Raw genomic sequence first — 24,920 nt, 5'->3', positions numbered from 1 at the left:
GCTGTTTTATCTCTTCCCGTCATCCGGCTGCCGGCAAGGTGGAAACCCTGCGGGGCGCCCGCGAGCGGAAGAGGGGACAGCCGCTTCTGAAGTCTGAACATAGGGTCGGGTAAATGGCAAAAGTATCATTGGAGAAAGACAGGATTAAATTCCTGTTAGTGGAAGGGGTTCATCAAAGCACGGTGGATAATCTGCGCGCTGCCGGTTATACCAACATTGAATATCACAAAGGTGCGTTAGACACCGAGTCACTTAAGGCATCGATCCGCGATGCCCATTTCATCGGCATCCGATCGCGCACGCATCTGAGCGAAGAGATCTTCGCCGCGGCCGAAAAGCTGGTGGCGGTAGGCTGCTTCTGTATCGGCACCAACCAGGTGGATTTGAAAGCGGCGACCAAACGCGGCATCCCGGTGTTCAACGCACCTTTCTCCAATACCCGATCCGTTGCCGAAATGGTGCTGGGCGAGCTGCTGCTGATGCTGCGCGGCATCCCGTCGGCCAACGCTAAGGCGCACCGCGGCGTGTGGAACAAGCTGGCCGTCGGCTCGTACGAAGCGCGCGGCAAGAAGCTGGGCATCATCGGCTACGGCCATATCGGCACCCAACTGGGCATCCTGGCCGAAGGGCTGGGGATGAAAGTGTTCTTCTACGACATTGAGAACAAACTGCCGCTGGGCAACGCGCAGCAGGTGCGTCATCTGTCCGATCTGCTGAATATGAGCGACGTGGTGACCCTGCACGTGCCGGAAACGCCATCGACCAAAAACATGATGGGCAAGGACGAGATGGCGCTGATGAAGCCTGGCTCGATCCTGATCAACGCCTCCCGTGGCACCGTGGTGGATATCCCCGCGCTGTGCGAGGCCCTGTCCAGCAAACACCTGGCGGGCGCGGCGATTGACGTGTTCCCGGAAGAGCCGGCCACCAACAGCGATCCGTTCAATTCGCCGCTGTGCGAGTTTGACAATGTGATCCTGACGCCGCATATCGGCGGTTCTACCCAGGAAGCGCAGGAAAACATCGGCGATGAAGTGGCCGGTAAACTGGCGAAGTATTCCGATAACGGCTCCACGCTGTCGGCGGTTAACTTCCCGGAAGTGTCGCTGCCGGCGCACAGCCCGAACGCCAGCCGCCTGCTGCATATCCATGAAAACCGCCCCGGCGTGCTGACCCAGATTAACCAGATCTTTGCCGAAGAGGGCGTCAACATTGCCGCTCAGTATCTGCAGACCGGCCCGGAAATTGGTTATGTGGTCATTGATATTGAAGCGGAAACCGAACGCGCCGACGCGGCGCTGCAGCGAATGAAGGCCATCCCAGGCACCATTCGCGCGCGTCTGCTGTTCTGATTGGCGTTTTAACGCGGATTAAAGAGGCCGGGCTTGTCCCGGCCTTTTGCTATTGGGCGATTTGCCAGGCCCAGACTTTGGAAGGGGTGACGATTTCCGGCAGCGGGATATCCCAGTGTTCGGTCGGGATGCCGTCCACCTGCTGGCAGTCGTGCGCCAGCCCTATCGGATAAGGGCCGCCGTGCTGCCACTGTTGCAGCGTGCGGTCATAGAAACCACCGCCCATGCCCAGACGCTGCCCCTGGCTGTCGAACGCGACCAGCGGCGCCAGAATGACCGCCAGCTGTGAGGTCGGCAACACGTTGCGCACGTCCAGTTCGGGTTCGAGGATGTTAAAACGGTTGGGGCGCAGCACGCTGTCGGGGTGGTAGTGTAAAAACAGCAGGTTGCCCGCGCTGAACGGGTGCAGCACCGGCAGATAAACCTGTTTGCCCATATGCCACAGACGCTCGATTAACGGGCGGGTATCCAGTTCGCCGTCAAAGGAAAGAAACGCCGCCACGCTGTCGGCCGCAATAATACGCGGATGAGAAGCGATGCGTTCGGCGGTTTGCCGGGCGAAAGTATGCTGTTGCTGCGCGGAAAGCGCACGGCGTCGCTGACGGATTTGCTGACGGATGTCTTGCCGCTGTTTGGCGAACTGAGGTTGGTAATGCATCATGGGCATGATCGCATAGCGCGTTAAAGGCCGCGTAAACCTGATGAAAGGGGGAATCTCCGAGATGCCGTCGCAGGCTGTAACCCTTGAACCCGAGGTTCAAGGTGAACGTACCGTCGCAATCTTAAGGCTTCTCGACAAGCGAGCATGCTCACCGATCGCGGAGCAATACATTCTGTTTGTACTAAATATCGGCTCAGGGGACTGGCCCGCTGGCAAACATCTCAGAGAAATTTTGTACTCATTGCCGAACCGTTAGCGTTCAGCAAGTTATGTTATTCGAATTGTGCATCATCCTGACGGTCAGAGATGCGACCTTGCTCAAGCAGCGCCTGTTCAATGGTCTGTTGCAGCATACGGATGCGCTGTTCCATATTGGCCGCATAATCACGAGTTTTCAAGCGTTCTTGTGCGAGTTCGTGACAAACATTCAACGCGGCAATGAAAACCAGCTGTTCAGTATTTGTGACTCTAGTGCGAACTTTGAGATCTTGCAACCGCTGGTTAAGATCGTCCGCCGCCATGTTCAACGCATCTTGTTGTTCTGGCGGGCAATTAACCCTTAACGAACGGCCAAAAATTTGAATATCTACTGGTTGTGCAGACATGCCACCTTCCTGCCTAAATTTCGCGCCGGCTCCGGTCTATCGAAGCGGGGCGCCACTATATATACCTCGGTACCAAGATACAACCCCTTAAAACACGGCGTTTTATCCCGTGGTTATTCAGTAACCTGATGATAATCTACTGTGCGTCGCGCCGGCAGTCAAAAAAATAGCCAGGCCGCTGCGAACGCTGTCGTTATCCCGGCCAACCCTGACCACAGACGGATTGTCACCAACCACTGAAGGGGCGTGCTTATCTGGTGTAACCACGAGCCTTGGTGGTAGCATAACACGAACTTATCCTGCCAACGATGACGAATACGCATGTCTATACAGAATACATACCCAAATTACTTCACCTTGTCCGCCGCCCTGAACCAGCAGGCGGTGGCGCTCACCGCCGCTGAAATGCACGGTTTAATCAGCGGTTTGCTGTGCGGCGGCAACAATGACGCCAGCTGGCGCACGCTGGTGCACGACCTGACCAATGAAGGTGTGGCGTTCCCTCAGGCGCTGAGCCAGCCGCTGCAGCAGGTGTATGATCTGATTCATGAGACGCTGAGCGATGATGAATTTATGTTCCAGCTGATGCTGCCCGAAGGCGAGGCGGTCACGGTGTTCGAACGCGCTGATGCTCTGTCCGGCTGGGTCAATCACTTCCTGCTGGGCCTCGGCATGATGCAGCCGAAGCTGGCGCAGGTGAAAGACGAGGTTGGCGAAGCCATTGACGATCTGCGCAGCATCGCGCAGCTGGGCTACGACGAAGACGAAGACCAGGAAGAGCTGGAGCAGTCGCTGGAAGAAGTAGCGGAATACGTCCGTATGGCGGCAATCCTCTGCTATAACGAATTCAACCGCCGTAAACCGACCGCGGTGGAAAACGTCAAACCTACATTGCACTAAAGATTTGTATCGACCGTGCGCTTCGGCCGACTTGATTTCAGGAGAAGGACATGACTCAGCAGGAATTTCAGAACCGCCGCCAGGCGCTGTTGGCGAAAATGGCGCCGGGCAGCGCGGCGGTGATCTTTGCCGCGCCGGAAGCAACGCGCAGTGCAGATTCAGAATATCCTTACCGCCAGAACAGTGATTTTTGGTATCTGACCGGTTTTAACGAGCCGGAAGCGGTGTTGATTCTGATCAAGAGCGATGAAACGCACAGTCATAGCGTATTGTTCAACCGGGTGCGCGATCTGACGGCTGAAATCTGGTTTGGCCGTCGTCTGGGGCAGGAAGCGGCGCCCGTAAGGCTGGGTGTCGATCGTGCGCTGCCGTTTGATGAAATCGATGAACAGCTGCATCTGCTGCTTAACGGCCTGGATGTGGTGTATCACGCGCAGGGCGAATATGCCTATGCGGACCGGATCCTCTACGCCGCGCTGGATAAGCTGCGCAAGGGCTTTCGCCAGAACTTCCAGGCGCCGGCCACCGTCACCGACTGGCGGCCGTGGCTGCATGACATGCGGCTGTTTAAATCGGCCGAAGAGCTGGCGGTAATGCGCCGCGCCGGGGAAATCAGCGCGCTGGCGCACACCCGCGCGATGGAAAAGTGCCGGCCGGGCATGTTCGAATATCAGCTGGAGGCGGAGATTCATCACGAGTTTACCCGCCTCGGCGCCCGCTACCCGTCGTATAACACCATCGTTGGCAGCGGTGAAAATGGCTGCATTTTGCATTACACCGAAAATGAAAGTGAGATGCGCGACGGCGATCTGGTGCTGATCGACGCCGGCTGTGAATATCAGGGCTATGCGGGCGATATTACCCGCACTTTCCCGGTCAACGGCAAATTCAGCGCGCCGCAGCGGGCGGTGTACGACATTGTGCTGGCGTCTCTCAACAAGGCGCTGGCGCTGTTCCGGCCGGGCACCAGCATCGGCGAAGTGAATGCGGAAGTGGTGCGCATTATGGTCACCGGTCTGGTGGAGCTGGGCGTGATGAAAGGCGAGGTTGAACAGCTGATTGCCGAACAGGCGCACCGCCAGTTCTTTATGCATGGCCTGAGCCACTGGCTGGGGCTGGATGTGCACGACGTCGGTCATTACGGTTCGCCAAACCGCGACCGGGTGCTGGAGCCGGGCATGGTGCTGACGGTGGAGCCGGGGCTGTATATCGCGCCGGATGCCGACGTGCCGGAAGCCTATCGCGGCATCGGCATCCGTATTGAGGACGATATCCTGATTACGCCGGACGGCAACGAGAACCTGACCGCCAGCGTAGTGAAAGACGCCGATGCGATTGAAGCGTTGATGGCGGCGGCAAGATAAGATGAGCGTAATTATCGTTGGCGGCGGGATGGCCGGAGCGACGCTGGCGTTAGCGCTGTCGTCGCTGACGCAGGGCCGGGTGCGCATTGACGTGGTTGAGGCCACGCGGCCGGGCGACCGGATGCATCCGGGATTTGACGCGCGCGCCATTGCGCTGGCGCAGGGCACCTGTCAGCAGCTCAGCCGCATCGGCGTCTGGCCTGCGCTGCGCGACTGCGCGACGCCGATCTCGCAGGTGCACGTCAGCGATCGCGGCCACGCCGGCTTCGTCAATCTGTCGGCGCAGGACTATCAGGTCGAGGCGTTGGGGCAGGTGATCGAACTGTACGACGCCGGCCAGCGGCTGTTTGCCCTGCTGGAAAACGCGCCGGGCGTGATGCTGCACTGTCCGGCCAAAGTGATCGATGTGACGCGCAGCCGCGAGCAGGCCGAGGTGCTGTTGGATAACGGGCAGCGCCTGAGCGGCCAGTTGATGGTTGCGGCGGACGGTTCGCGTTCCGCGCTGGCGCGCGCCTGCAACGTGCAGTGGCGGCAGCAGGACTACCCGCAGTTCGCCACTATCGCTAATGTGACCAGCGAGCAGGACCCGCAGGGCCGCGCTTTTGAGCGCTTTACCCGCCACGGGCCGCTGGCGTTGCTGCCGATGTCGCAGGGGCGCAGCTCTCTGGTCTGGTGTCACGACCGCGACGATCGTGAACGGGTGGACGGCTGGGACGACGCGCGTTTTCTGCAGGAGCTGCAGCAGGCGTTCGGTTGGCGGCTGGGGCGGATGCTGCAGGTCGGCAGGCGCCACAGCTATCCGCTGAGTCTGTTGACCGCGCAGCAGCACGTTTCCCACCGTCTGGCGCTGGTGGGCAATGCGGCGCAGACGCTGCACCCGATCGCCGGGCAGGGCTTCAACCTGGGGCTGCGCGACGTGATGTCGCTGGCGGAAACCGTGGCGGAAGCGTCGCAGGCCGGCGAGGATCTCGGTGCCTACGCGGTGCTTGGCCGCTATCAGCAGCGGCGGCAGCAGGACCAGCAGGCAACCATCGGCGTGACCGACGGCCTGATCAAATTATTCGCCAACCGCTATGCGCCGCTGGTGGTTGGGCGTAATCTGGGCCTGATGGCGATGGAACATTTGCCCGTGGTGCGCGATGCCTTTGCCAAACGCACCCTGGGCTGGGTCGAGCGCTAGGCCGATGGCCGCGATGTCGCTCCCCGTTATTTAAGGCGTTTTTAAGGAATTAAGCAGCATGCAATCATTCGATGTGGTTATCGCCGGCGGCGGTATGGTGGGACTGGCGCTGGCCTGCGGCCTGCAGGGCAGCGGCCTGCGCGTGGCGGTGCTGGAGCACCGGCAGCCGGAGCAGGGCGTTCCGGAGCAGCTGGCGCTGCGCGTTTCCGCCATTAATGCGGCCAGCGAGCGCCTGCTGCAACAGATTGGCGTCTGGGACGATATTCTGCAGCTGCGCGCCAGCGCCTACAATGCGATGGAAGTGTGGGACCGCGACAGCTTCGGTAAAATCGCCTTCCGCGGCGATGAGTGCGGCTTCAGCCATCTGGGCCACATTGTTGAAAACAACGTGATCCAGCAGGCGCTGTGGCGCAAGGCGCAGACGCTGTCGGACGTCACGCTGCTGACGCCGGCGGCGTTAAAACAGGTCGCCTGGGGTGAGAACGACGCCTTTATCACGCTGGAGGACGGCCGCATGCTCAGCGCACGTCTGGTGGTGGGCGCGGACGGCGCCAACTCCTGGCTGCGTCAGCACGCCGATATTCCGTTGACCTTCTGGGATTACCGCCACAGCGCGTTGGTCGCCACGATTCGTACCGAAGAGCCGCATCAGGCTACGGCGCGTCAGGTGTTTCACGGCGACGGCATTCTGGCCTTCCTGCCGTTTGGCGACCCACACCTGTGCTCGATCGTCTGGTCGGTGGCGCCGGAGGAGGCCGAACGGCTCAGCCAGCTGTCGCCGGAGGCGTTTAACCGCGAACTGAGCATGACCTTCGATATGCGTCTGGGGCGCTGTACGCTGGAAAGCGAACGGCTGACCTTCCCGCTGACCGGACGCTACGCCCGCAGCTTTGCCGGCCATCGTCTGGCGCTGGTAGGGGATGCGGCGCATACCGTACACCCGCTGGCCGGGCAGGGCGTCAACCTGGGCTTTATGGACGCCGCGGAGCTGATCGCTGAACTGAAGCGCCTGCAGCGGCAGGGCAAGGATATCGGCCAGCACCTGTATCTGCGGCGCTATGAGCGCCGCCGCAAGCACGGTGCGGCGGTGATGCTGGCCAGCATGCAGGGTTTCCGCGAACTGTTTGACGGCAACAATCCGGCCAAGAAGCTGCTGCGCGATGTCGGCCTGCGGCTGGCCGACAGCCTGCCGGGCGTCAAGCCGAAGCTGGTGCGTCAGGCGATGGGGCTGAATGACCTGCCGGAGTGGCTGACGTAAGGCTGCCGACGCGCGGTATCTTATTTAGCATCAGGGGGCGCTATCACGGCGCCCCTGTTTTTTTAGGCCTTCAGTCATCAATTTTCCTTATATTACCCTTCATTTGAAATAATCTAATTTAACGCCCGATAACCCATTAGTTTTTATAATCCGATGTAAAAAAGGCAAAGGCTATAACTCCTTCTCTTACAGCGTGTTTGTTATATAACATCGGACATTTGCCGCTTTAATTGTTAATTTTGTGCCTTAAGACGCATTTTTCCAGTGAAAAACTCTGCACACTAACGCGACATTTTTCCTCCCGCGCACCGCGCTGAGCCTATTTTAACTTATGGTTAAAAACGACGTTCGGTGATAAGTTCGGGTAAAGGGTATCGTTTGCGTCGTGCTGATGGGCGCCTTTTTTCGCCACGGTTTCGCACGGCATTTCAACCCCGGAATGTATTCCGCCAGCCGCCATGCGGCCGGCATGATGACGGGGACATTGTGGAAAGAGGGATAAGATGGCAAAGCAAACTCCACTGTATGAGCAGCACGTGGCATGCGGCGCTCGCATGGTCGATTTTCATGGTTGGATGATGCCGCTGCATTATGGCTCGCAGATTGATGAGCATCACGCCGTGCGTCAGGACGCCGGCATGTTCGATGTCTCCCACATGACTATTGTCGATTTGCACGGCGCCCGCACCCGGGAGTTCCTGCGCTATCTGCTGGCGAATGACGTCGCCAAACTGACCCAGCCCGGCAAGGCGCTGTATACCGGCATGCTGAACGCTTCCGGCGGCGTGATTGACGATCTGATTGTTTACTTCCTGACGGAAGACTATTTCCGCCTGGTGGTTAACTCCGCCACGCGCGACAAAGACCTGGCGTGGATTGAACAGCATGCCGCGCCGTACGGCGTAGAGCTGCAAGTGCGCGACGACCTGGCGCTGATCGCGGTGCAGGGGCCGCAGGCTAAAGAGCGCGCGGCCATTTTGTTCAATTCGGAACAACAGCAGGCGGTGGCCGGTATGAAACTGTTCTTCGGCGTACAGGCCGGCGAGCTGTTTATCGCCACTACCGGCTATACCGGCGAGGCCGGCTATGAAATCGCCTTGCCGACAGAGCAGGCGGCCGACTTCTGGCAGCGCCTGCTGGCGGCGGGCGTGAAGCCGGCCGGCCTCGGCGCGCGCGATACGCTGCGTCTGGAAGCCGGAATGAACCTTTATGGTCAGGAGATGGATGAAGGCGTATCGCCGCTGGCGGCCAATATGGGCTGGACCATCGCCTGGGAGCCGCAGGACCGTCAGTTCATCGGCCGCGATGCGCTGGAGCAGCAGCGCGAGCTGGGCACCGAACAGCTGGTCGGATTGGTGATGACGGAAAAGGGCGTATTACGTAATGAGCTACCGGTGCGTTTCACCGATGAAGCGGGCCAGACGCACGAAGGGGCGATCACCAGCGGGTCGTTCTCGCCGACGCTGGGCTTCAGCATCGCGCTGGCGCGGGTGCCGGCCGGCATCGGCGACCAGGCCATCGTGCAGATCCGCAACCGTGAAATGCCGGTGAAGGTCACCAAGCCCGGTTTTGTACGTGCCGGTAAGTCACTGATTGATTAATGATTGATTTTATTTGAAGGAGCCGCGGGCGATGAGCAATGTACCAACTGAACTGAAATACGCCACCTCTCACGAGTGGGTGCGTAGCGAAGGCAATGGCGAATATGTGGTGGGTATCACCGAACACGCGCAGGAACTGCTGGGCGATATGGTATTTGTCGATCTGCCGGAAGTCGGCGCCACCGTTGCCGCCGGCGACGACTGCGCGGTGGCGGAGTCGGTGAAAGCCGCGTCCGACATCTATGCGCCAATCAGCGGTGAAATCATCGCGGTGAATGAAGAGCTGGACGGCTCGCCGGAGCTGGTCAACAGCGATCCTTACGCTGACGGCTGGCTGTTCCGCATCAAGGCCTCTGACGAAGCGGAGCTCGGCAAGCTGCTCGATGCCGCCGGTTATCAGGCGTCTATCGAAGAGTAATGGTTACCACGCCCCGCACGCTGACGCGTCGGGGCGTTTTAGTTATTAAGGCTACATCCCGTACCACGTAAGCATTCAGGAATTTGTCGCAATGACTCAGACACTCAGCCAACTTGAACACAGCGAAGCGTTCATTGAACGCCATATCGGCTCTTCTGCACAGCAACAGCAAGAGATGCTGGAGGCGGTGGGCGCCCGCTCGCTCAGCGCGCTGATCCAACAGATTGTGCCGGCAGATATTCAGCTGCCGGGGCCGCCGCCGGTTGGCGATGCGGTGACTGAACATCAGGCGCTGGCCGAACTGAAGGCGATCGCCGGCCAGAACCAGCGCTACAAATCCTATATCGGCATGGGCTACAGCTCGGTGCTGACGCCGCCGGTGATCCTGCGCAACATGCTGGAAAATCCGGGCTGGTACACCGCCTATACGCCGTATCAGCCGGAAGTGTCGCAGGGCCGTCTGGAAGCGCTGCTGAACTTCCAGACCGTGACGCTCGATCTGACCGGGCTGGATCTGGCCTCCGCCTCGCTGCTGGATGAGGCTACCGCCGCCGCCGAAGCAATGGCGCTGGCCAAGCGCGCCAGCAAGCTGAAAGGCGCCAACCGTTTCTTCGTCGCCGACGATGTGCACCCGCAGACGCTGGACGTGGTGCGTACCCGCGCCGAAACCTTCAACTTTGAGGTGATCGTCGATAAAGCGGAAAAAGTGCTGGAGCTGGAAGGAGTGTTCGGCGTGCTGCTGCAGCAGGTGGGCACCACCGGCGAGCTGCACGACTACGGCGCGCTGCTGGCCGAACTGAAATCCCGCAAAATCATCACCAGCGTGGCGGCCGACTTTATGGCGCTGGTGCTGCTGACCGCGCCGGGTAAGCAGGGCGCCGACGTGGTGTTCGGCTCCGCGCAGCGCTTCGGTGTGCCGATGGGCTATGGCGGCCCGCACGCGGCCTTCTTTGCCTGCCGTGATGAATTCAAGCGTTCGATGCCGGGCCGTATCATCGGTGTTTCCCGCGACGTTGCCGGCAATACCGCGCTGCGTATGGCGATGCAAACCCGCGAACAGCATATCCGTCGTGAAAAGGCCAACTCCAATATTTGTACCTCGCAGGTGCTGCTGGCCAATATCGCCAGCCTGTATGCGGTGTACCACGGGCCGCAGGGCCTGAAGCGCATTGCCGAACGTATCCACCGCCTGACCGATATTCTGGCGGCCGGGCTGCAGCAGGCCGGCCTGCAACTGCGTCACAACAGCTGGTTCGACACCCTGACGGTAGAGGTGAAAGACAAGGCGGCGGTGCTGGATCGCGCCCTGAGCTTCGGCCTGAACCTGCGCACCGATATTCACGGCGCGGTCGGCATCACGCTGGATGAGGCCACCTCACGTGAAGACGTGCAAACCCTGTTTGCGGTGCTGGCCGGCGACGGCCACGGGCTGGACATCGATGCGCTGGATGCGGCGGTCAGCGCGGCAAGCGCCTCCATTCCGGCGGCGATGCTTCGTCAGGAAGCGATCCTGACCCACCCGGTGTTCAACAGCTACCACAGCGAAACCGAAATGATGCGCTATATGCATCGTCTGGAGCGTAAGGATCTGGCACTGAACCAGGCGATGATCCCGCTGGGTTCCTGCACCATGAAGCTGAACGCCGCGGCGGAAATGATTCCGATCACCTGGCCGGAGTTCTCCGATATGCACCCGTTCTGTCCGCCTGAGCAGGCGACCGGCTACCAGGTGATGATCGGTCAGCTGTCCCAGTGGCTGGTGCAGTTGACCGGCTATGACGCGGTCTGCATGCAGCCGAACTCCGGCGCGCAGGGGGAATATGCCGGCCTGCTGGCGATTCGCCGTTATCACGAAAGCCGCAATGAAGCGGGGCGTCACGTGTGCCTGATCCCAAGCTCGGCGCACGGCACCAACCCGGCTTCCGCCCAGATGGCGGGCATGAGCGTGGTGGTGGTGGCCTGCGACAAGAATGGCAATATCGATCTGCACGATCTGCGCGTCAAGGCCGAACAGGCAGGAGCGGAGCTGTCATGCATTATGGTGACCTATCCGTCCACCCACGGCGTCTATGAAGAAACCATCCGCGAAGTGTGCCAGATCGTGCATCAGTTCGGCGGTCAGGTGTATCTGGACGGCGCCAACATGAACGCGCAGGTCGGCATCACCACGCCGGGCTACATCGGTGCGGACGTTTCTCACCTCAACCTGCATAAAACCTTCTGTATTCCGCACGGCGGCGGCGGCCCGGGTATGGGGCCGATCGGCGTGAAAGCGCATCTGGCGCCGTTTGTGCCCGGCCACAGCGTGGTGCAGATTGACGGCGTAACCACCCAGCAGGGCGCGGTGTCCGCCGCGCCGTTCGGCAGCGCGTCGATTCTGCCGATCAGCTGGATGTACATCCGCATGATGGGGGCGGAAGGCCTGAAGCAGGCCAGCCAGGTGGCTATCCTTAATGCCAACTACATCGCCACCCGCCTGAAGGATGCCTATCCGATTCTGTACACCGGCCGCGACCACCGCGTGGCGCACGAATGTATTCTGGATATTCGTCCGCTGAAAGAGGAAACCGGCATCAGCGAGATGGATATCGCCAAGCGCCTGATCGATTACGGCTTCCATGCGCCGACCATGTCGTTCCCGGTAGCGGGCACGCTGATGGTTGAGCCGACGGAGTCAGAAAGTAAGGTTGAGCTGGACCGCTTTATCGAGGCGCTGCTGTCGATTCGCGCAGAGATGGAGAGCGTGAAGCAGGGGGCATGGCCGCTGGACGATAACCCGCTGGTGAATGCGCCGCACGTGCAGGCCGAGCTGGTGGGCGACTGGCAGCACGCCTACAGCCGCGAGCTGGCGGTATTCCCGTCCGCTGCGGTGCGTGAGAACAAGTACTGGCCGACCGTGAAGCGTCTGGATGACGTTTACGGCGACCGCAACCTGTTCTGCTCCTGCGTGCCAATCGGCGAATATCAATAACGCATAAGCGAACGCTGAACATCAAGGGACACCGCATTATGCCGTGTCCCTTTTTTATTGCGACGGCTTAACAGCCGCAGAGCAGGTGAATATCCTCGGGGGTGCGGGCGAACAGTTCGGCGAGCAGCCGGCATCACCGCCCGGCAAACCGTTATGCATCGTGCAACAGCGCGCTACGGAAGGAGAGGATATGCGCCTGCGCCGCGCTTTCCGCCGCGTCCGCATCCTGCTGCGCCAGCGCGGCGATAATCGCCCGGTGTTCGTCGATCACTTCCTGCATATGGCCCTGCCGGGACAGCGAGGTCGCCCAGAAGCGCTGGGCGCGTGCGTGCAGCACGCTGAGAATGTCCGCCAGCATGGCGTTGCCGGCGATCTGCGCCAGCGCCTGATGGAACTCATGATCCAGCGTCATCATGCGCACCCGATCGCGCGCCTGGCAGGCGGCTTCAATCTGCTGGTTGATGGCCTCCAGGCTGGCGATCTGCGGTGCGCTGGCGCGCTTGCTGGCCAGCCGCATACACAGCAGTTCATTGGCCAGCCGCACGTCAATCAGCTCCAGCGCATCGTCGATCGACAGCGGTGCCACCATCACGCCTTTACGCGGGATCACCTGCAGCAACCCTTCATTCGCCAGCCGGTGGATCGCCTGATTGATCGGCGTGCGCCCCATCGCCAGATCGTCCATCACCTGCGCCGTATTCAGGTACTCGCCGGGCTTATAGCTCAGCGTCACCAGTGCCTGTTTAAAGCGTCGGTAGGCCAGTTCGTTCTGCGACAGGCCGGCTTCCTCTACCGTCGGGAGTTCCCGGCGCTCTGCGTCAACGGTCTTCACACTTTGCTCCTGCAACCAGAAAGTTTTTAGACATAGTACACAAAAACATGGCACGGAAATCGCTTATTTAGCAACTGAAGATATAGTGAAATTTCACTGGAATTTAACACCAAGGAAACAGATGCCATGCAACTAACCTTCACTTTACCTGATTCGGCGGGGGCTGAGGCGCTGAATGTGGCGATCGATCATCTGGTGATCGCCGGCTGGACCGGGCGCGACCATGAGGCCATTTTGCACCATATCAGGGAACTGGCGGAGCTGGGCGTGCCCCAGCCGAGTGCAATTCCGCTGTTTTATCGCGTGGCGGCCAATCAGCTTAGCCAGTGCGACAGCGTTGAGGTGGTCGGCGGCGCCAGCTCCGGCGAAGCCGAACCGCTGATCTTCACCCACCGCGGCGAGCTGTATGTGTCGCTGGCTTCCGATCACACCGACCGTCAGCTGGAGGCGCACAGCGTCGCGCTGTCGAAGCAGCTGTGCGTCAAGCCGGTTGCCTCTGCGGCCTGGCCGCTGCATGAGGTGGCGCCGCACTGGGACAGCCTGATTCTGCGTTCCTGGATCCGCGAGGAGGGGGAGTTTCGTCTTTACCAGCAAGGCACGTTGGCCGGCCTGCGCACGCCGGGGGACTTGCTCGAACGTTATCTGGGCGGTGTGCAGACGCCGGAGTGTCTGACAATGCCGCAACCGCCGGAAGGGCTGGCGATGACCTGCGGCACCCTGGCGGCGATCGGCGGCATCCGTCCGGCGGCGGAGTTTCGTATGGAGCTGGTGGACGAAGTGCTGGGTCGCACCATCAGTCACGCTTATCGCAGCGTTGAATTACCGGTGGTGGCGTGATGGAAAACTGGACATTACGACAGGCCGCCGCCGCACTCGCCAGCGGCGATATCACTTCTGAACGGCTGACCGCCGACGCGCTGGCGCGAATTGACGACCCGCAGGGGGAAGGGGCGCGAGCGTTTATCCGCGTGTATCACGACTGGGCGCGGCGACAGGCGCAGGACGCCGACCGCCGGCGTGCGGCCGGGCAGCCTCTCTCTGCGCTGGACGGCGTGCCGGTGTCGGTTAAAGACCTGTTTGACGTGGAGGGCGAGGTCACTACCGGCGGCTCACGGACGCTGATGCAGGCGCCGGCGGCGCAGCGTCATGCGGCGGTGGTGGCGCGGCTGCTGCAGGGCGGCGCGGTGGTGATCGGCAAAACCAATATGACTGAATTCGCCTACTCCGGCCTGGGCATTAACCCGCATTACGGCACGCCGGCCAATCCGTGGCGGCGGGAGGAGCGGCGAATTCCCGGCGGCTCCTCGTCCGGCGCCGCGGTGGCGGTCAGCGACGGCATGGGCTTTGGCGCGATTGGCAGCGATACCGGCGGCTCGGTGCGCATTCCGGCGGCGTTCTGCGGCCTGACCGGCTATAAGCCCAGCGCCAGCCGCATCGACATGACGGGCGTGCAGCCGCTGTCGCCGTCGCTGGACTCCGTCGGCGTGATTGCCCACGGTCTGGCGGACTGCATCGCGCTGGATGGGCTGATTGCGCGGCAGCCGTTGCTGCCGACCGCCCAGCCGTTGGCGCAGGCGCGCTTTGCGCTGCCGCAGACGCTGGCGATGGATGAACTGGACGAGACGGTGTCCGCGGCGTTTCAGCGTGCGCTGCGGCGGCTGGTGCAGGCGGGCGTGCGGATTGACGCCCTGCCTTGCGATGAGTTTGCCGAACTGGCGGCGATCAACGCGGCCGGCGGCTTTACCGCGCTGGAGTCCTGGCAGTGGCACCAGACGCTGATTACCGAGCAGGCGGCGGCCTATGACCCGCGGGTGCTGTCGCGCATCCGCCGCGGTGCGGCGCTGGGCGAACTGGACGGCCGCCGGCTGCGGGAGCAGCGGCTCGACTGGCAGCGGCGGGTGGCCGGTTCGCTGCAGGGCTACCACGCGTTGCTGATGCCCAGCGTGCCGTTTGTCGCGCCGACCATCGCCGAGCTGGAGGCCGATGAGGCGCACTACTTCCGGATCAACGGCGCCGCGCTGCGTAACCCTTCAATCATTAATTTCCTGGACGGCTGCGCGGTGTCGTTGCCGATTCAAGCGCCGGGCGAAGCGCCGGTAGGGCTGATGGTCGCCGGTCTGGCGCAGCAGGATGAGGCGCTATTGGGCTGGGCGCTGTCCGTTGAGCGCTGTCTGGCCGGCGCGTAATTTCCGGCGGGCGCGCCCGCCTCATAATGAGCTAACAGGAGAGTCCCATGACCGGAACCCCGAACGGAATGCTGTTTGTTGCAACCGATGTCGCCGCGCAGGATGAGGCGGATTTCAATCGCTGGTATGACCGTGAACACGTGGAAGAGCGGGTGCGCATCGACGGTTTTTTAAGCGGCGCGCGCTATCAGGCGCTGCAGGGCGGACGCAAATACCTGGGCCTGTATAAAACCGTCTCGCTCGACAGCTTTACCTCTGCGGCCTATCACGCGGCGTTTACCCGGCAAACGCCGTGGTCGGTAGCCAGCCTGGATAAAATGGTAGACCCGATGCGGCGGGTATGCGCCGTGGCGGCGGTCACCGGCTTTGGCTGCGGCAGCCACCTCGGCGTGATAACGTTTCCGGCGGAAGACGCCGCCGTGCTAACGCCGCGCGTTTCCCAACTGGGGGAAATGCTGTCCGCCGAGGCCGGGTTTGTCTGCAGCAGCCTGCTGCTGCCGGACGCGGCGCTCAGCACGCCGCTGCCGAAAGAAGCGCCGGATAACCGCACGCTGTCACCGATGCTGCTGATTGAAAGCAGTAGTGCCGAAGCTGGCGAGCGTCTTAACGCGCTGGCCTGTCAGCAGTTGAATATCGCCGCAGATGCCGTGCTGCGTTACGCCCTTGGCTGGCAACTTACCGCACAGGAGCTGAAATCATGAGCACTTCAACCACCGATACGCCGCTCGATAGCGCAGCAGCGCGCAGCGAGGCTGCGCCGAACACCGGCAAACTGGCGGCGGCCAGCTCCATCGGCACCGCGCTGGAATGGTACGATTTCACCGTTTACAACATTATGGCGGCGCTGATTTTTAATCACGTTTTCTTCCCTTCCTTCGACCCGCTGGTCGGCACCATACTGGCGTTTTCCACCTATGCGGTCGGCTATGTGTCGCGGCCGATCGGCGGTATGGTGTTCGGCCATCTGGGCGACGTGCTCGGCCGACGCTTTGTGCTGGTCACCACGCTGCTGATCATGGGCGCCACCACCGCGCTGATGGGCATGCTGCCTGGTTACGCCAGCTGGGGCATCTGGAGCCCGCTGCTGCTGGTGACGCTGCGCTTTATTCAGGGTATTGCGCTGGGCGGCGAGTGGGCCGGGGCGGTGTTGCTGGCGATGGAGCACGGCAAACCGCAACAGCGCGGGCGCAACGCGTCGTTTGCCCAGGTTGGCCCCTCCTGCGGGACGCTGGTGGGCACCGGGTTTATCACCGTGGTGACGCTGGCGATGTCGGCGGAGGACTTCCAGCAGTGGGGCTGGCGCATACCTTTTCTGTTGAGCCTGGCGCTGGTGGCGTTCGGCCTGTGGCTGCGGCGCGGCGTGGGCGAGACGCCGGCGTTTCTGCAACTGGCGGCGAACCGCGATGTGACGCACGCGCCGCTGCGTGAAGTCTTCAGCCACTATAAACGCCCGCTGCTGATCGCCGGCGGCTCGCGTATCGGTTCCGACGTGCTGTACGCGCTGGTGGTGGTGTTTACACTGACCTATGTCACTACGGTGCTGAACCTGCCGCGGCCGCTGGCGCTGGCCGCCACCATGCTGGGGGCGGTGGGCAATGCCATTACGGTGCCGCTGTTCGGTGCGCTGTCCGATCGTCTGGGACGGCGCCCGGTGTATATCGGCGGTGCGCTGGCGGCAATCGTCTGGGCCTTTGTGTTCTTTGTGCTGCTGGACAGCACGCAGCCGGTGCTGATTTGTCTGGCGGTGGTGGTGGGACTGCTGATTCATGCGGCGATGTACGGCCCGCAGGCGGCGTTTGTCACCGAACAGTTTCCGACGCGGGTGCGCTATGCCGGCTCGTCGCTGGCCTATACGCTGGCGGGGATTGTCGGCGGCGGCTTTGCGCCGCTGATTATCACATCGCTGTTTAAATCGTATGACAGCACGTTGGCGATCTCGGCCTATGTGACCCTGACGCTGCTGATCACCCTGTGGGCGGTGTTGGCGGCCAAGGAGACCGCCCATAAGCCGTTGTAACATCGACGCCGGGCGCACAGGCCCGGCGCTTTATCACTTCAGCCAGCCTTTACGCTGCGCGTCCTGCAGATGGTGCAGCAGATGTTGCCACAGCTCCGGATAGACCTCGGCAATCATCTCGTTGCGCGACAGCACCTGCTCCAGCGAGATGCCGTTCTCCACCCAGCTTTGCCCCTCATTATGCAGGTTCATCAGCATCGGCATGGTGCGGTCCAGCACCAGCGCAAAGCGCGCGTCGGCGGTTTCGGCATCTTCATATTCCTGCCATAAAGCGGTGAAATACTCGCGCTGTGGCTCCGGCAGCATGCCGAACAGGCGGCGCGCGGCGGCGACCTCCTGATCGTGAATGGCGGCGCGGGCGGCCAGGTCGTACACCAGCACGTCGCCGGCGTCGATCTCGACGATATCATGCAGCAGCGCCATCTGAATCACGCGCTGGATATCAACGTCCTTACCGGCGTAGGGCGCCAGGCTCATGGCGGCGATGGCAAAGTGCCAGCTGTGCTCGGCGGAGTTTTCCTGACGCTGGGTGCCCAGCACTTTGGTGCGGCGCTGAACGCTCTTGAGTTTGTCGATTTCCATCAGGAACCGGATGACTTCGGTCATGGCGCCAAATTCTAATGCGGGTACGGCAGATGACATGGTACAGCCTCGGTGTAGGTGACGTTAAAACCCAGCGATTGTAGACCAGCGGCGGGGGGATTTCGATATTTTCAGCATGTTACAAGCGTTCACATTTTTATTTTAGCGTACACGTGTACACTGGAATTATTCTCAGTTAAGCTGCTTTTGCGTTAATTTCACGCAATGCAGGCGTTTTTGAGGGCTGGAATATTATGGATAAAACGGACGTGGCGAAAGCCGGGACGCAGGCGGACAAGACGGCGAAATCGGCCTATCCGTGGGCGGAAGAGATCGCCAACAGCGTCAGTCACGGTATTGGTCTGGTTTTTGGCATTGTCGGCCTGGTGCTGCTGCTGGGGCAGGCTATCGACACCGGCGCCGGGGCGACGGCGATCACCAGTTATAGCCTGTACGGCGGTAGCATGATCCTGCTGTACCTGGCCTCAACGCTGTACCACGCCATTCCTCATCAGAAGGCCAAACACTGGCTGAAAAAATTTGACCACTGCGCCATTTACCTGCTGATTGCCGGCACCTATACGCCTTTCCTGCTGGTGGGGCTGGGGTCGCCGCTGGCGCGCGGGCTGATGGCGGTCATCTGGGGCATGGCGCTGCTCGGCGTGCTGTTCAAACTGGCGTTTGCCCATCGCTTTGAAGCGTTGTCGCTGGTGACCTATCTGACTATGGGCTGGCTGTCGCTGATCGTCATCTATCAATTGGCGACGCGGCTGGATATCGGCGGCGTGACGCTGTTGGCGGTCGGTGGGGTGGTGTACAGCCTGGGAGTGATTTTTTACGCCTCCAAGCGCTGGCGCTTCGGGCACGCCATCTGGCACGCTTTTGTGCTGGGCGGCAGCGTATGCCACTTTATGGCGATTTATCTCTACGTCTGATGATTGCCGCCCGGCCGTGCTGCCGGGCGGCGAAGGTTACTTCTCTTCTGCCAGCGAGTAAGGCAGCGGCATAATGCTGAGTTCGCCGCCGGCGTCCTCGCGCAGCCGCAGCTTGCTGTCCGCCGCCAAATCGTTATTCAGCACCGCCTGCACCCACAGCGTACCGTCGGCCAACTGGCTGGCGGCCAGCACGGTGCCGGTACGGCGCCAGTTTTCCCCCAGCTGCAGTTCCAAATCGTCCGCAGCGGCCGGCACCCGGCTGCCTTTCCCGGCCAGCCAGTACAGCGCGCGTTTGTTGGCGCCGCGGAATTTGGCGCGCGCCACCATTTCCTGGCCGGTATAGCACCCTTTACTGAAGCTGATGCCGTCCAGCGCCTGCAGGTTGGTGGCCTGCGGGATCAGCTGCGCGCTGGTGGCTGCGTCGATGATCGGATAGCCGGCTTCAATATCCAGCGTCAGCCATTGGCGGCTGTCGTTTTGTTCGGCCTGCTGCTGCAGACGGCTGACCAGCTGTTCGGCGACTGCCGCGCTGGTCACCAGCAGGAAGCGTTCTGCCGGCTGGCTGAAGTGCAGCAGCGTGGTGTCGCCGTCCTGCGCCACCGGATGCTGTGCATCGGGTAACTGGCTGAAGACGTCCGCCAGGGCGGCGCGCGCCTGGAAGCCGGCCACGCCAAGCAGCACTGCATCGTTGTCGGCGGCGATGGTCACTTTTGAGAACACCGCGTATTTTTTGATCTCTGCCAACTGGCTGTCCAGCAGGCTGCGACGCTCCAGATAGGCGAAGCCCTCACCGCGCCGGAACAGGCGCAGGTTGCTCCACATTTTGCCCTTGGCGTCGCAGTGCGCGCAGAGAACGTGCCGATCGTCCGCCAGCGCCTCAACGTCGGCGGTAACCTGCCCCTGGAGATATTTCACCGTGTCGGGGCCATTCATCGTCACCAGCGCCCAGTCTTCCAGAGAAATCAGCGTCAATGGCAGATGGGAAGAGGCGGAAGGCTGACGAGGTGGAAAAGGAGTTGTGAACGTCATAGTCGGTTCCTGATTAACGTTATACCCGGCCGCGCTGCCGCTTTAATGATTCCGGGTATCCGGCTTACCTGAAGGCGTAGACCTACCATGGTAAAAGAGGGCGCAGGCTTTGCAAACAGTTATTCCGCCGCAGCGCTTTTTTTGCTATTTCGCGCTAACATTCTTCCCGCCGTGTATGTCAAATTGTTACTCTATACGCTTATGGCTCGTGCTACTCTTGCACATCGCTCGTGAGCCGACGGAATTATATTGCGCGTGTGTTGCCATACGGTGTGTCGGTTGAACCCTACGCTGGCTTTGCCACGCTGAACAGAGGTTGGTCATAACAACATGGATATTAATAACAAAGCGCGTATTCACTGGGCTTGCCGCCGTGGAATGCGTGAGCTGGACATCTCCATCATGCCGTTTTTCGAGCATGAGTACGATTCATTGAGCGAAGAGGATAAGGCGCTGTTCGTGCGTTTGTTGCAGTGTGACGATCCCGATCTGTTTAACTGGCTGATGAATCATGGCGCCCCGCAGGACGCTGAATTGCAAAGAATGGTGACGCTGATCCAGACGCGAAATAAAGACCGTGGCCCAGTGGCGATGTGATGTTCGCATCTCCTGGCGTACTCAGCTTATCTCGTTGTTGGCGCATGGCGCGCTGATATTGCTGATCCTGATTTCGCCGTGGCCGGAGAGTTACGATCCGGTCTGGCTGTTGCTGCTGACGCTGGTGGTTTTTGAATGTATTCGCAGTCAGACGCGTATCGCATCGCGCCAGGGGGAGCTGCGTCTGCTCTCTGCGCCGCAGCGGGTAATCTGGCAAGGCAAGGAGTGGCGGCTGGTCCGGCGCCCATGGATGCTGCGCTATGGCATGCTGCTGACGCTGCAGGCGAGCGGAAAGCGTAAACGCCGGCGGCTGTGGCTGGCGTCGGACTGCATCAGCAGCGCGGAGTGGCGGCAGTTGTGCCAGCGGATGCGGCTGGTCAAGGATGAATCTGAAGGCTGAATTTGAGGGGCGCAGAGGCGCCCCGGACGTTTACAGCAGCGGCTCCATTTCCAGCAGGATCTGTTCGCACCATTGCTGCAGCCGATCTTCGCTCATTTCATATTGATTGACGTCATCCAGCGCCAGGCCGACAAAATGTTTGCCGTCGGCGGCCAGCGGTTTCGGGCTGGTGAATTCAAAGCCTTCGGTAGGCCAGAAGCCGATAAACTGTACGCCGAGCGGTTTGAGGTGATCGTGCAGCATGCCCAGCGCGTCGAGGAACCACTCGCCGTAGCCGAACTGGTCGCCCATGCCGTACATAGCGACGATTTTACCTTTAAGGTCGAGCGTGGCGATTTGCGGCCAGACCGCTTCCCAGTCCTCCTGCAGTTCGCCGAAGTCCCAGGTCGGGATGCCAAGAATCAGTACGGAATAGTCTTCCATCAGAGTGGGGGAGACGTCTTTCAGATTATGCAGGTCGACCAGATCCTCACCCAGAATTTCACGGATTTTTTCCGCCGCCATTTCGGTGTAGCAGGTGCTGGAGCCGTAAAACAGACCAATCTTCATGTTTAAACCGTTATGTTGCCGTTCATGGAATTGCAACCAGTGTACCATAAGGCATAATGCCGCAGGTTGAATCAAATCAAGAGGGGTTGGCGTGCAACAGCAGGAGAATGCGCTGGTTGAGCAATTTTTAGATGCGCTGTGGCTGGAACGTAATCTGGCTGAGAATACGCTCGCCTCTTACCGTCTGGATCTGCAGGCGCTGACGGCCTGGCTGGCCGGACGTGACCGCACCTTGCTGGACGCCGAGGCGCTGGATCTGCAGGCGTTTCTGGCCGAACGGGTGGAGGGCGGCTATAAGGCGAGCAGTTCGGCGCGGTTGCTGAGCGCCATGCGGCGGTTGTTCCAATACCTGTACCGGGAAAAACAGCGCGCCGACGACCCGACCGCGCAGCTGGCGTCGCCCAAGCTGCCGCAGCGCCTTCCGAAAGATCTGAGCGAGGCGCAGGTCGATGCGCTGCTGCAGGCGCCGTGCGTCGATCAGCCGCTGGAGCTGCGCGACAAGGCGATGCTGGAAGTGCTGTACGCCACCGGCCTGCGGGTGTCCGAACTGGTCGGCCTGAGCATCAGCGACGTCAGCCTGCGACAGGGCGTGGTGCGGGTGATCGGCAAGGGCGACAAAGAGCGGCTGGTGCCGCTGGGCGAAGAGGCGGTGTACTGGATTGAGAACTACCTTGAGCACGGCCGTCCGTGGCTGGTGAACGGACAGGCGCTCGACGTGCTGTTCCCCAGCCAGCGCTGCAAGCAAATGACCCGGCAGACCTTCTGGCATCGAATCAAACACTATGCGATCCTAGCCGGCATCGACAGCGAACGTCTGTCTCCGCACGTGTTGCGCCACGCGTTCGCCACCCATCTGCTGAACCATGGCGCAGATTTACGTGTCGTACAAATGTTGCTGGGGCATAGCGACCTCTCCACGACGCAAATTTACACGCATGTAGCAACCGAACGACTGAAACAGCTACATCAACAGCATCATCCGCGCGCCTGATGCGCCGGGTTCGAAAGGAATGGAAGAATGAAAAAAGGTTTAATGCTGCTTTCCCTGCTGGTGGCTTCGGTGACCGGTTCCGCACATGCCGATGATGCGGCGATCAAATCGGCGCTGGGCAGCCTGGGTATCAAGCAGGCTGACGTACAGCCATCCCCGGTGGCGGGGCTGAAAACCGTGCTGACCGACAGCGGCGTGCTGTACGTGTCCGAAGACGGTAAACACGTGCTGCAGGGGCCGCTGTATGACGTCAGCGGCAAAGAGCCGGTTAACGTGACCAATAAACTGCTGGGCGGCAAGCTGGACGCGCTGAAAGATCAGATGATTGTCTACAAGGCAGCGAAGGAAAAACACGTGATCACCGTGTTTACCGATATCACCTGCGGCTACTGCCACAAACTGCATCAACAGATGAAAGAGTACAACGATCTGGGTATCACCGTGCGTTATCTGGCGTTCCCGCGTCAGGGGTTGAACTCCCAGGCGGAGAAAGACATGCAGTCTATCTGGTGCACCGCCGATAAAGCCAAAGCGTTTGACGCGGCGATGAAGGGCGACGCGGTGTCACCGGCGACCTGTAAAACCGATATCAGCAAACATTACGAGCTTGGCGTGCAGTTCGGCATCCAGGGTACGCCGGCGATCATCCTGCAAAACGGCATGGTCATCCCGGGCTATCAGGGACCGAAAGAGATGGCGGCGATGCTGGACGCGCATCAGGCCGCCCTGCAAGCCGGTGGTTAATCACCGGTGAGTATGATCAAAACGCAATTACGCCGCCGTGAGGCGGCAAGCGACGCGCAACTGCCCGCACAATTGCACCCTTTGCTGCGCCGGCTGTACGCGCTGCGCGGGGTCAGTGAAGAGCGGGAGCTGGAACGCAGCGTCAAAGGCATGCTGCCGTGGCAGCAGCTGGACGGCATCGATACGGCGGTGGATATTCTGCAGCAGGCGCTGGCGGACGGCCGGCGCATCATGATCGTCGGCGATTTTGACGCCGACGGCGCCACCAGTACCGCGCTGACGGTGCTGGCGCTGCGCAGCATGGGCGGCGGTGACGTGCAGTATCTGGTGCCGAACCGCTTTGAGGACGGCTACGGCCTGAGCCCGGAAGTGGTGGAGCAGGCGGCGGCGCGCGGTGCTGAGCTGATCGTCACCGTGGATAACGGCATCTCTTCCCATGCCGGCGTCGATGTGGCGCACGAGAAAGGCATGCAGGTGCTGGTGACCGATCACCACCTGCCGGGCGAGACGCTGCCGGCGGCCGAGGCGATCGTCAACCCCAACCTGCGTGGCTGCGTATTCCCGTCGAAGGCGTTGGCCGGCGTCGGCGTGGCGTTCTACCTGATGCTGGCGCTGCGCGCCCGGCTTCGCGACAGCGGCTGGTTCGAACAGCGTGCGCTGGCCATGCCGAATCTGGCTGAACTGCTGGATCTGGTGGCGTTAGGCACGGTGGCCGACGTGGTGCCGCTCGACGCCAATAACCGTATTCTGGTGTATCAGGGGCTTAATCGCATCCGCGCCGGTAAGTGCCGTCCCGGCATCCGTGCGCTGCTGGAAGTGGCCAACCGCGAGGCGCGCAATCTGGCGGCCAACGATCTGGGCTTTGCCCTCGGCCCGCGGCTGAATGCGGCGGGACGTCTGGATGACATGTCGATCGGCGTGGCGTTACTGCTGAGCGATGATATTGCGCAGGCCCGTATGCTGGCCAACGATCTGGACGCATTGAACCAGACGCGTCGCGAGATAGAGCAGGGCATGCAGGCCGAAGCGCTGCAGCTGTGCGACCAGTTGGAGCGCAGCAGCACGGCCCTGCCTTACGGGCTGGCCATGTACCACCCGGAGTGGCATCAGGGCGTGGTCGGCATTTTGGCCTCGCGCATCAAAGAGCGTTTTCACCGCCCGGTGATCGCGTTCGCGCCGGCGGGCGACGGCATTCTGAAAGGCTCCGGCCGTTCGATTGCCGGCCTGCATATGCGTGATGCGTTGGAGCGGCTGGACACGCTGAATCCCGGGCTGATGATGAAGTTCGGCGGGCACGCGATGGCCGCCGGTCTGTCGCTGGAAGAGGCGCGCTTTGACGAGTTTCGCCAGCGCTTTGGCGAGCTGGTGGGCGAGTGGCTCGACCCGGCGATGCTGGAGGGCGTTATCTGGTCTGACGGCGAACTGGCAATGCAGGAGCTGACGCTGGAGACGGCGGAGCTGCTGCGCGAAGGCGGGCCGTGGGGGCAGGCGTTCCCGGAACCGACGTTCGACGGCAAGTTCCGCATTCTGCAGCAGCGGCTGGTGGGTGAGAAGCACCTCAAGCTAATGGTGGAGCCGCTGGGCGGCGGCCCGCTGCTGGACGGCATTGCGTTTAACGTGGACACCACGCTGTGGCCGGACAGCAGCGTGCGCGAAGTGGAACTGGCCTATAAGCTGGACGTTAACGAGTTCCGCGGCAACCGCAGCGTACAGTTGCTGATTCAGCACCTGTGGCCGTACTGACGGCA

The 24,920-nt window shown here is 61.2% G+C and carries 24 protein-coding genes and 1 other RNA gene; 18 read left to right on the top strand and 7 right to left on the bottom strand.

All coding sequences use genetic code 11. The features are described 5' to 3' along the window. Nucleotides 1-113: 113 nt before the first annotated feature. Entirely contained in the window at nucleotides 114-1,352 is a 1,239-nt protein-coding gene (serA, locus tag TAN611_RS18920; protein ID WP_105232412.1) for a phosphoglycerate dehydrogenase, read from the top strand. 49 nt (nucleotides 1,353-1,401) lie between these two features. Here the strand turns inward: serA and TAN611_RS18915 are convergent, their stop codons facing one another. The 3 genes from TAN611_RS18915 to zapA all read right to left on the bottom strand — a co-directional run bounded on the left by TAN611_RS18915 (nucleotide 1,402) and on the right by zapA (nucleotide 2,618). Then, nucleotides 1,402-2,010, bottom strand: a complete 609-nt coding sequence (locus TAN611_RS18915; protein WP_145961169.1) for a 5-formyltetrahydrofolate cyclo-ligase — start codon at nucleotides 2,008-2,010, stop codon at nucleotides 1,402-1,404. A gap of 52 nt (nucleotides 2,011-2,062) precedes the next feature. Continuing rightward, a non-coding RNA gene (ssrS, locus tag TAN611_RS18910) (6S RNA) lies at nucleotides 2,063-2,244 on the bottom strand. Nucleotides 2,245-2,285: 41 nt separating this feature from the next. Next, nucleotides 2,286-2,618, bottom strand: coding sequence for a cell division protein ZapA (gene zapA / locus TAN611_RS18905; RefSeq protein ID WP_015673685.1), 333 nt, complete (start codon nucleotides 2,616-2,618; stop codon nucleotides 2,286-2,288). Between the two features lie 321 nt (nucleotides 2,619-2,939). Here zapA and TAN611_RS18900 point away from each other — a divergent pair, with 321 nt between their 5' ends. From TAN611_RS18900 to gcvP, 7 genes are all read left to right on the top strand, one after another. Further along, nucleotides 2,940-3,518 carry a YecA family protein gene (locus tag TAN611_RS18900; RefSeq protein ID WP_105232410.1) on the top strand — a complete coding sequence of 193 codons (579 nt, stop codon included), beginning with the start codon at nucleotides 2,940-2,942 and terminating at the stop codon, nucleotides 3,516-3,518. Nucleotides 3,519-3,568: 50 nt separating this feature from the next. Then, nucleotides 3,569-4,882: a Xaa-Pro aminopeptidase gene (gene pepP / locus TAN611_RS18895; protein ID WP_203066873.1), complete on the top strand. Its 1,314-nt coding sequence runs from the start codon at nucleotides 3,569-3,571 to the stop codon at nucleotides 4,880-4,882. Nucleotide 4,883: 1 nt separating this feature from the next. Then, nucleotides 4,884-6,062 carry a 2-octaprenyl-6-methoxyphenyl hydroxylase gene (ubiH, locus tag TAN611_RS18890; RefSeq protein WP_203066872.1) on the top strand — a complete coding sequence of 393 codons (1,179 nt, stop codon included), beginning with the start codon at nucleotides 4,884-4,886 and terminating at the stop codon, nucleotides 6,060-6,062. Nucleotides 6,063-6,120: 58 nt separating this feature from the next. Then, nucleotides 6,121-7,320, top strand: a complete 1,200-nt coding sequence (ubiI, locus tag TAN611_RS18885) for an FAD-dependent 2-octaprenylphenol hydroxylase (protein ID WP_105232407.1) — start codon at nucleotides 6,121-6,123, stop codon at nucleotides 7,318-7,320. Between the two features lie 503 nt (nucleotides 7,321-7,823). Then, nucleotides 7,824-8,921: a glycine cleavage system aminomethyltransferase GcvT gene (gcvT, locus tag TAN611_RS18880; RefSeq protein WP_203066871.1), complete on the top strand. Its 1,098-nt coding sequence runs from the start codon at nucleotides 7,824-7,826 to the stop codon at nucleotides 8,919-8,921. A gap of 31 nt (nucleotides 8,922-8,952) precedes the next feature. Next, nucleotides 8,953-9,339 carry a glycine cleavage system protein GcvH gene (gcvH, locus tag TAN611_RS18875; protein ID WP_105232405.1) on the top strand — a complete coding sequence of 129 codons (387 nt, stop codon included), beginning with the start codon at nucleotides 8,953-8,955 and terminating at the stop codon, nucleotides 9,337-9,339. A gap of 91 nt (nucleotides 9,340-9,430) precedes the next feature. After that, entirely contained in the window at nucleotides 9,431-12,310 is a 2,880-nt protein-coding gene (gene gcvP, locus TAN611_RS18870; protein WP_187044169.1) for an aminomethyl-transferring glycine dehydrogenase, read from the top strand. Nucleotides 12,311-12,461: 151 nt separating this feature from the next. Here gcvP and TAN611_RS18865 read toward each other — a convergent pair whose 3' ends face one another. After that, nucleotides 12,462-13,142 (bottom strand): GntR family transcriptional regulator, encoded by a 681-nt coding sequence (locus tag TAN611_RS18865; protein ID WP_105232403.1) that lies wholly within the window; start codon nucleotides 13,140-13,142, stop codon nucleotides 12,462-12,464. Between the two features lie 126 nt (nucleotides 13,143-13,268). Here TAN611_RS18865 and TAN611_RS18860 point away from each other — a divergent pair, with 126 nt between their 5' ends. From TAN611_RS18860 to TAN611_RS18845, 4 genes are read left to right on the top strand one after another with little or no spacing between them, the layout of a single operon-like run. Next, nucleotides 13,269-13,979: a DUF2848 domain-containing protein gene (locus TAN611_RS18860; protein WP_105232402.1), complete on the top strand. Its 711-nt coding sequence runs from the start codon at nucleotides 13,269-13,271 to the stop codon at nucleotides 13,977-13,979. Then, nucleotides 13,979-15,328, top strand: a complete 1,350-nt coding sequence (locus TAN611_RS18855; protein ID WP_203066870.1) for an amidase — start codon at nucleotides 13,979-13,981, stop codon at nucleotides 15,326-15,328. Before TAN611_RS18860 ends, TAN611_RS18855 begins: the two co-directional genes overlap by 1 nt. 47 nt (nucleotides 15,329-15,375) lie before the next feature. After that, entirely contained in the window at nucleotides 15,376-16,029 is a 654-nt protein-coding gene (locus tag TAN611_RS18850) for a DUF4286 family protein (RefSeq protein WP_203066869.1), read from the top strand. Next, entirely contained in the window at nucleotides 16,026-17,345 is a 1,320-nt protein-coding gene (locus TAN611_RS18845) for an MFS transporter (protein WP_105232399.1), read from the top strand. Before TAN611_RS18850 ends, TAN611_RS18845 begins: the two co-directional genes overlap by 4 nt. A 33-nt stretch (nucleotides 17,346-17,378) precedes the next feature. On the opposite strand, the gene TAN611_RS18840 is transcribed toward TAN611_RS18845, so the two are convergent. Continuing rightward, the gene (locus TAN611_RS18840) at nucleotides 17,379-17,987 is read right to left on the bottom strand and encodes an HD family hydrolase (RefSeq protein ID WP_105232398.1); all 609 of its coding nucleotides are present in this window, start codon (nucleotides 17,985-17,987) and stop codon (nucleotides 17,379-17,381) included. 194 nt (nucleotides 17,988-18,181) lie between these two features. On the opposite strand from TAN611_RS18840, the gene TAN611_RS18835 reads away from it, so the two are divergent. Further along, a complete protein-coding gene (locus tag TAN611_RS18835; protein WP_105232397.1) occupies nucleotides 18,182-18,862 on the top strand; it encodes a hemolysin III family protein in 681 nt (226 codons plus the stop codon). 36 nt (nucleotides 18,863-18,898) lie between these two features. Here the strand turns inward: TAN611_RS18835 and ygfZ are convergent, their stop codons facing one another. Next, nucleotides 18,899-19,891: a tRNA-modifying protein YgfZ gene (ygfZ, locus tag TAN611_RS18830; protein ID WP_105232396.1), complete on the bottom strand. Its 993-nt coding sequence runs from the start codon at nucleotides 19,889-19,891 to the stop codon at nucleotides 18,899-18,901. A gap of 330 nt (nucleotides 19,892-20,221) precedes the next feature. Here ygfZ and sdhE point away from each other — a divergent pair, with 330 nt between their 5' ends. Beyond that, the gene (gene sdhE / locus TAN611_RS18825; protein WP_105232395.1) at nucleotides 20,222-20,488 is read left to right on the top strand and encodes an FAD assembly factor SdhE; all 267 of its coding nucleotides are present in this window, start codon (nucleotides 20,222-20,224) and stop codon (nucleotides 20,486-20,488) included. Then, nucleotides 20,469-20,888 (top strand): protein YgfX, encoded by a 420-nt coding sequence (locus tag TAN611_RS18820; RefSeq protein WP_105232394.1) that lies wholly within the window; start codon nucleotides 20,469-20,471, stop codon nucleotides 20,886-20,888. Before sdhE ends, TAN611_RS18820 begins: the two co-directional genes overlap by 20 nt. Before the next feature lie 30 nt (nucleotides 20,889-20,918). Here TAN611_RS18820 and fldB read toward each other — a convergent pair whose 3' ends face one another. Beyond that, on the bottom strand, nucleotides 20,919-21,437 hold the full coding sequence (gene fldB / locus TAN611_RS18815) for a flavodoxin FldB (RefSeq protein ID WP_105232393.1): 519 nt from the start codon (nucleotides 21,435-21,437) through the stop codon (nucleotides 20,919-20,921). 91 nt (nucleotides 21,438-21,528) lie between these two features. Between fldB and xerD the strand changes: the two genes are divergently transcribed. Genes xerD through recJ form a run of 3 tightly spaced genes read left to right on the top strand, consistent with a single transcriptional unit; the run spans nucleotide 21,529 to nucleotide 24,915 of the window. Next, nucleotides 21,529-22,428, top strand: coding sequence for a site-specific tyrosine recombinase XerD (xerD, locus tag TAN611_RS18810; RefSeq protein WP_105232392.1), 900 nt, complete (start codon nucleotides 21,529-21,531; stop codon nucleotides 22,426-22,428). Nucleotides 22,429-22,455: 27 nt separating this feature from the next. Further along, nucleotides 22,456-23,172 (top strand): bifunctional protein-disulfide isomerase/oxidoreductase DsbC, encoded by a 717-nt coding sequence (gene dsbC / locus TAN611_RS18805; protein WP_015673664.1) that lies wholly within the window; start codon nucleotides 22,456-22,458, stop codon nucleotides 23,170-23,172. A 12-nt stretch (nucleotides 23,173-23,184) separates the two neighbouring features. Next, the gene (gene recJ, locus TAN611_RS18800) at nucleotides 23,185-24,915 is read left to right on the top strand and encodes a single-stranded-DNA-specific exonuclease RecJ (protein ID WP_105232391.1); all 1,731 of its coding nucleotides are present in this window, start codon (nucleotides 23,185-23,187) and stop codon (nucleotides 24,913-24,915) included. Nucleotides 24,916-24,920: the final 5 nt, after the last annotated feature.

This window comes from Serratia sp. Tan611, from assembly GCF_905188235.1.
GTDB classification, from domain to species: domain Bacteria; phylum Pseudomonadota; class Gammaproteobacteria; order Enterobacterales; family Enterobacteriaceae; genus Serratia_B; species Serratia_B rhizosphaerae.
Note: the sequence above shows the minus strand (reverse complement) of the source record. Positions and strands in the feature narration are given on the sequence as shown.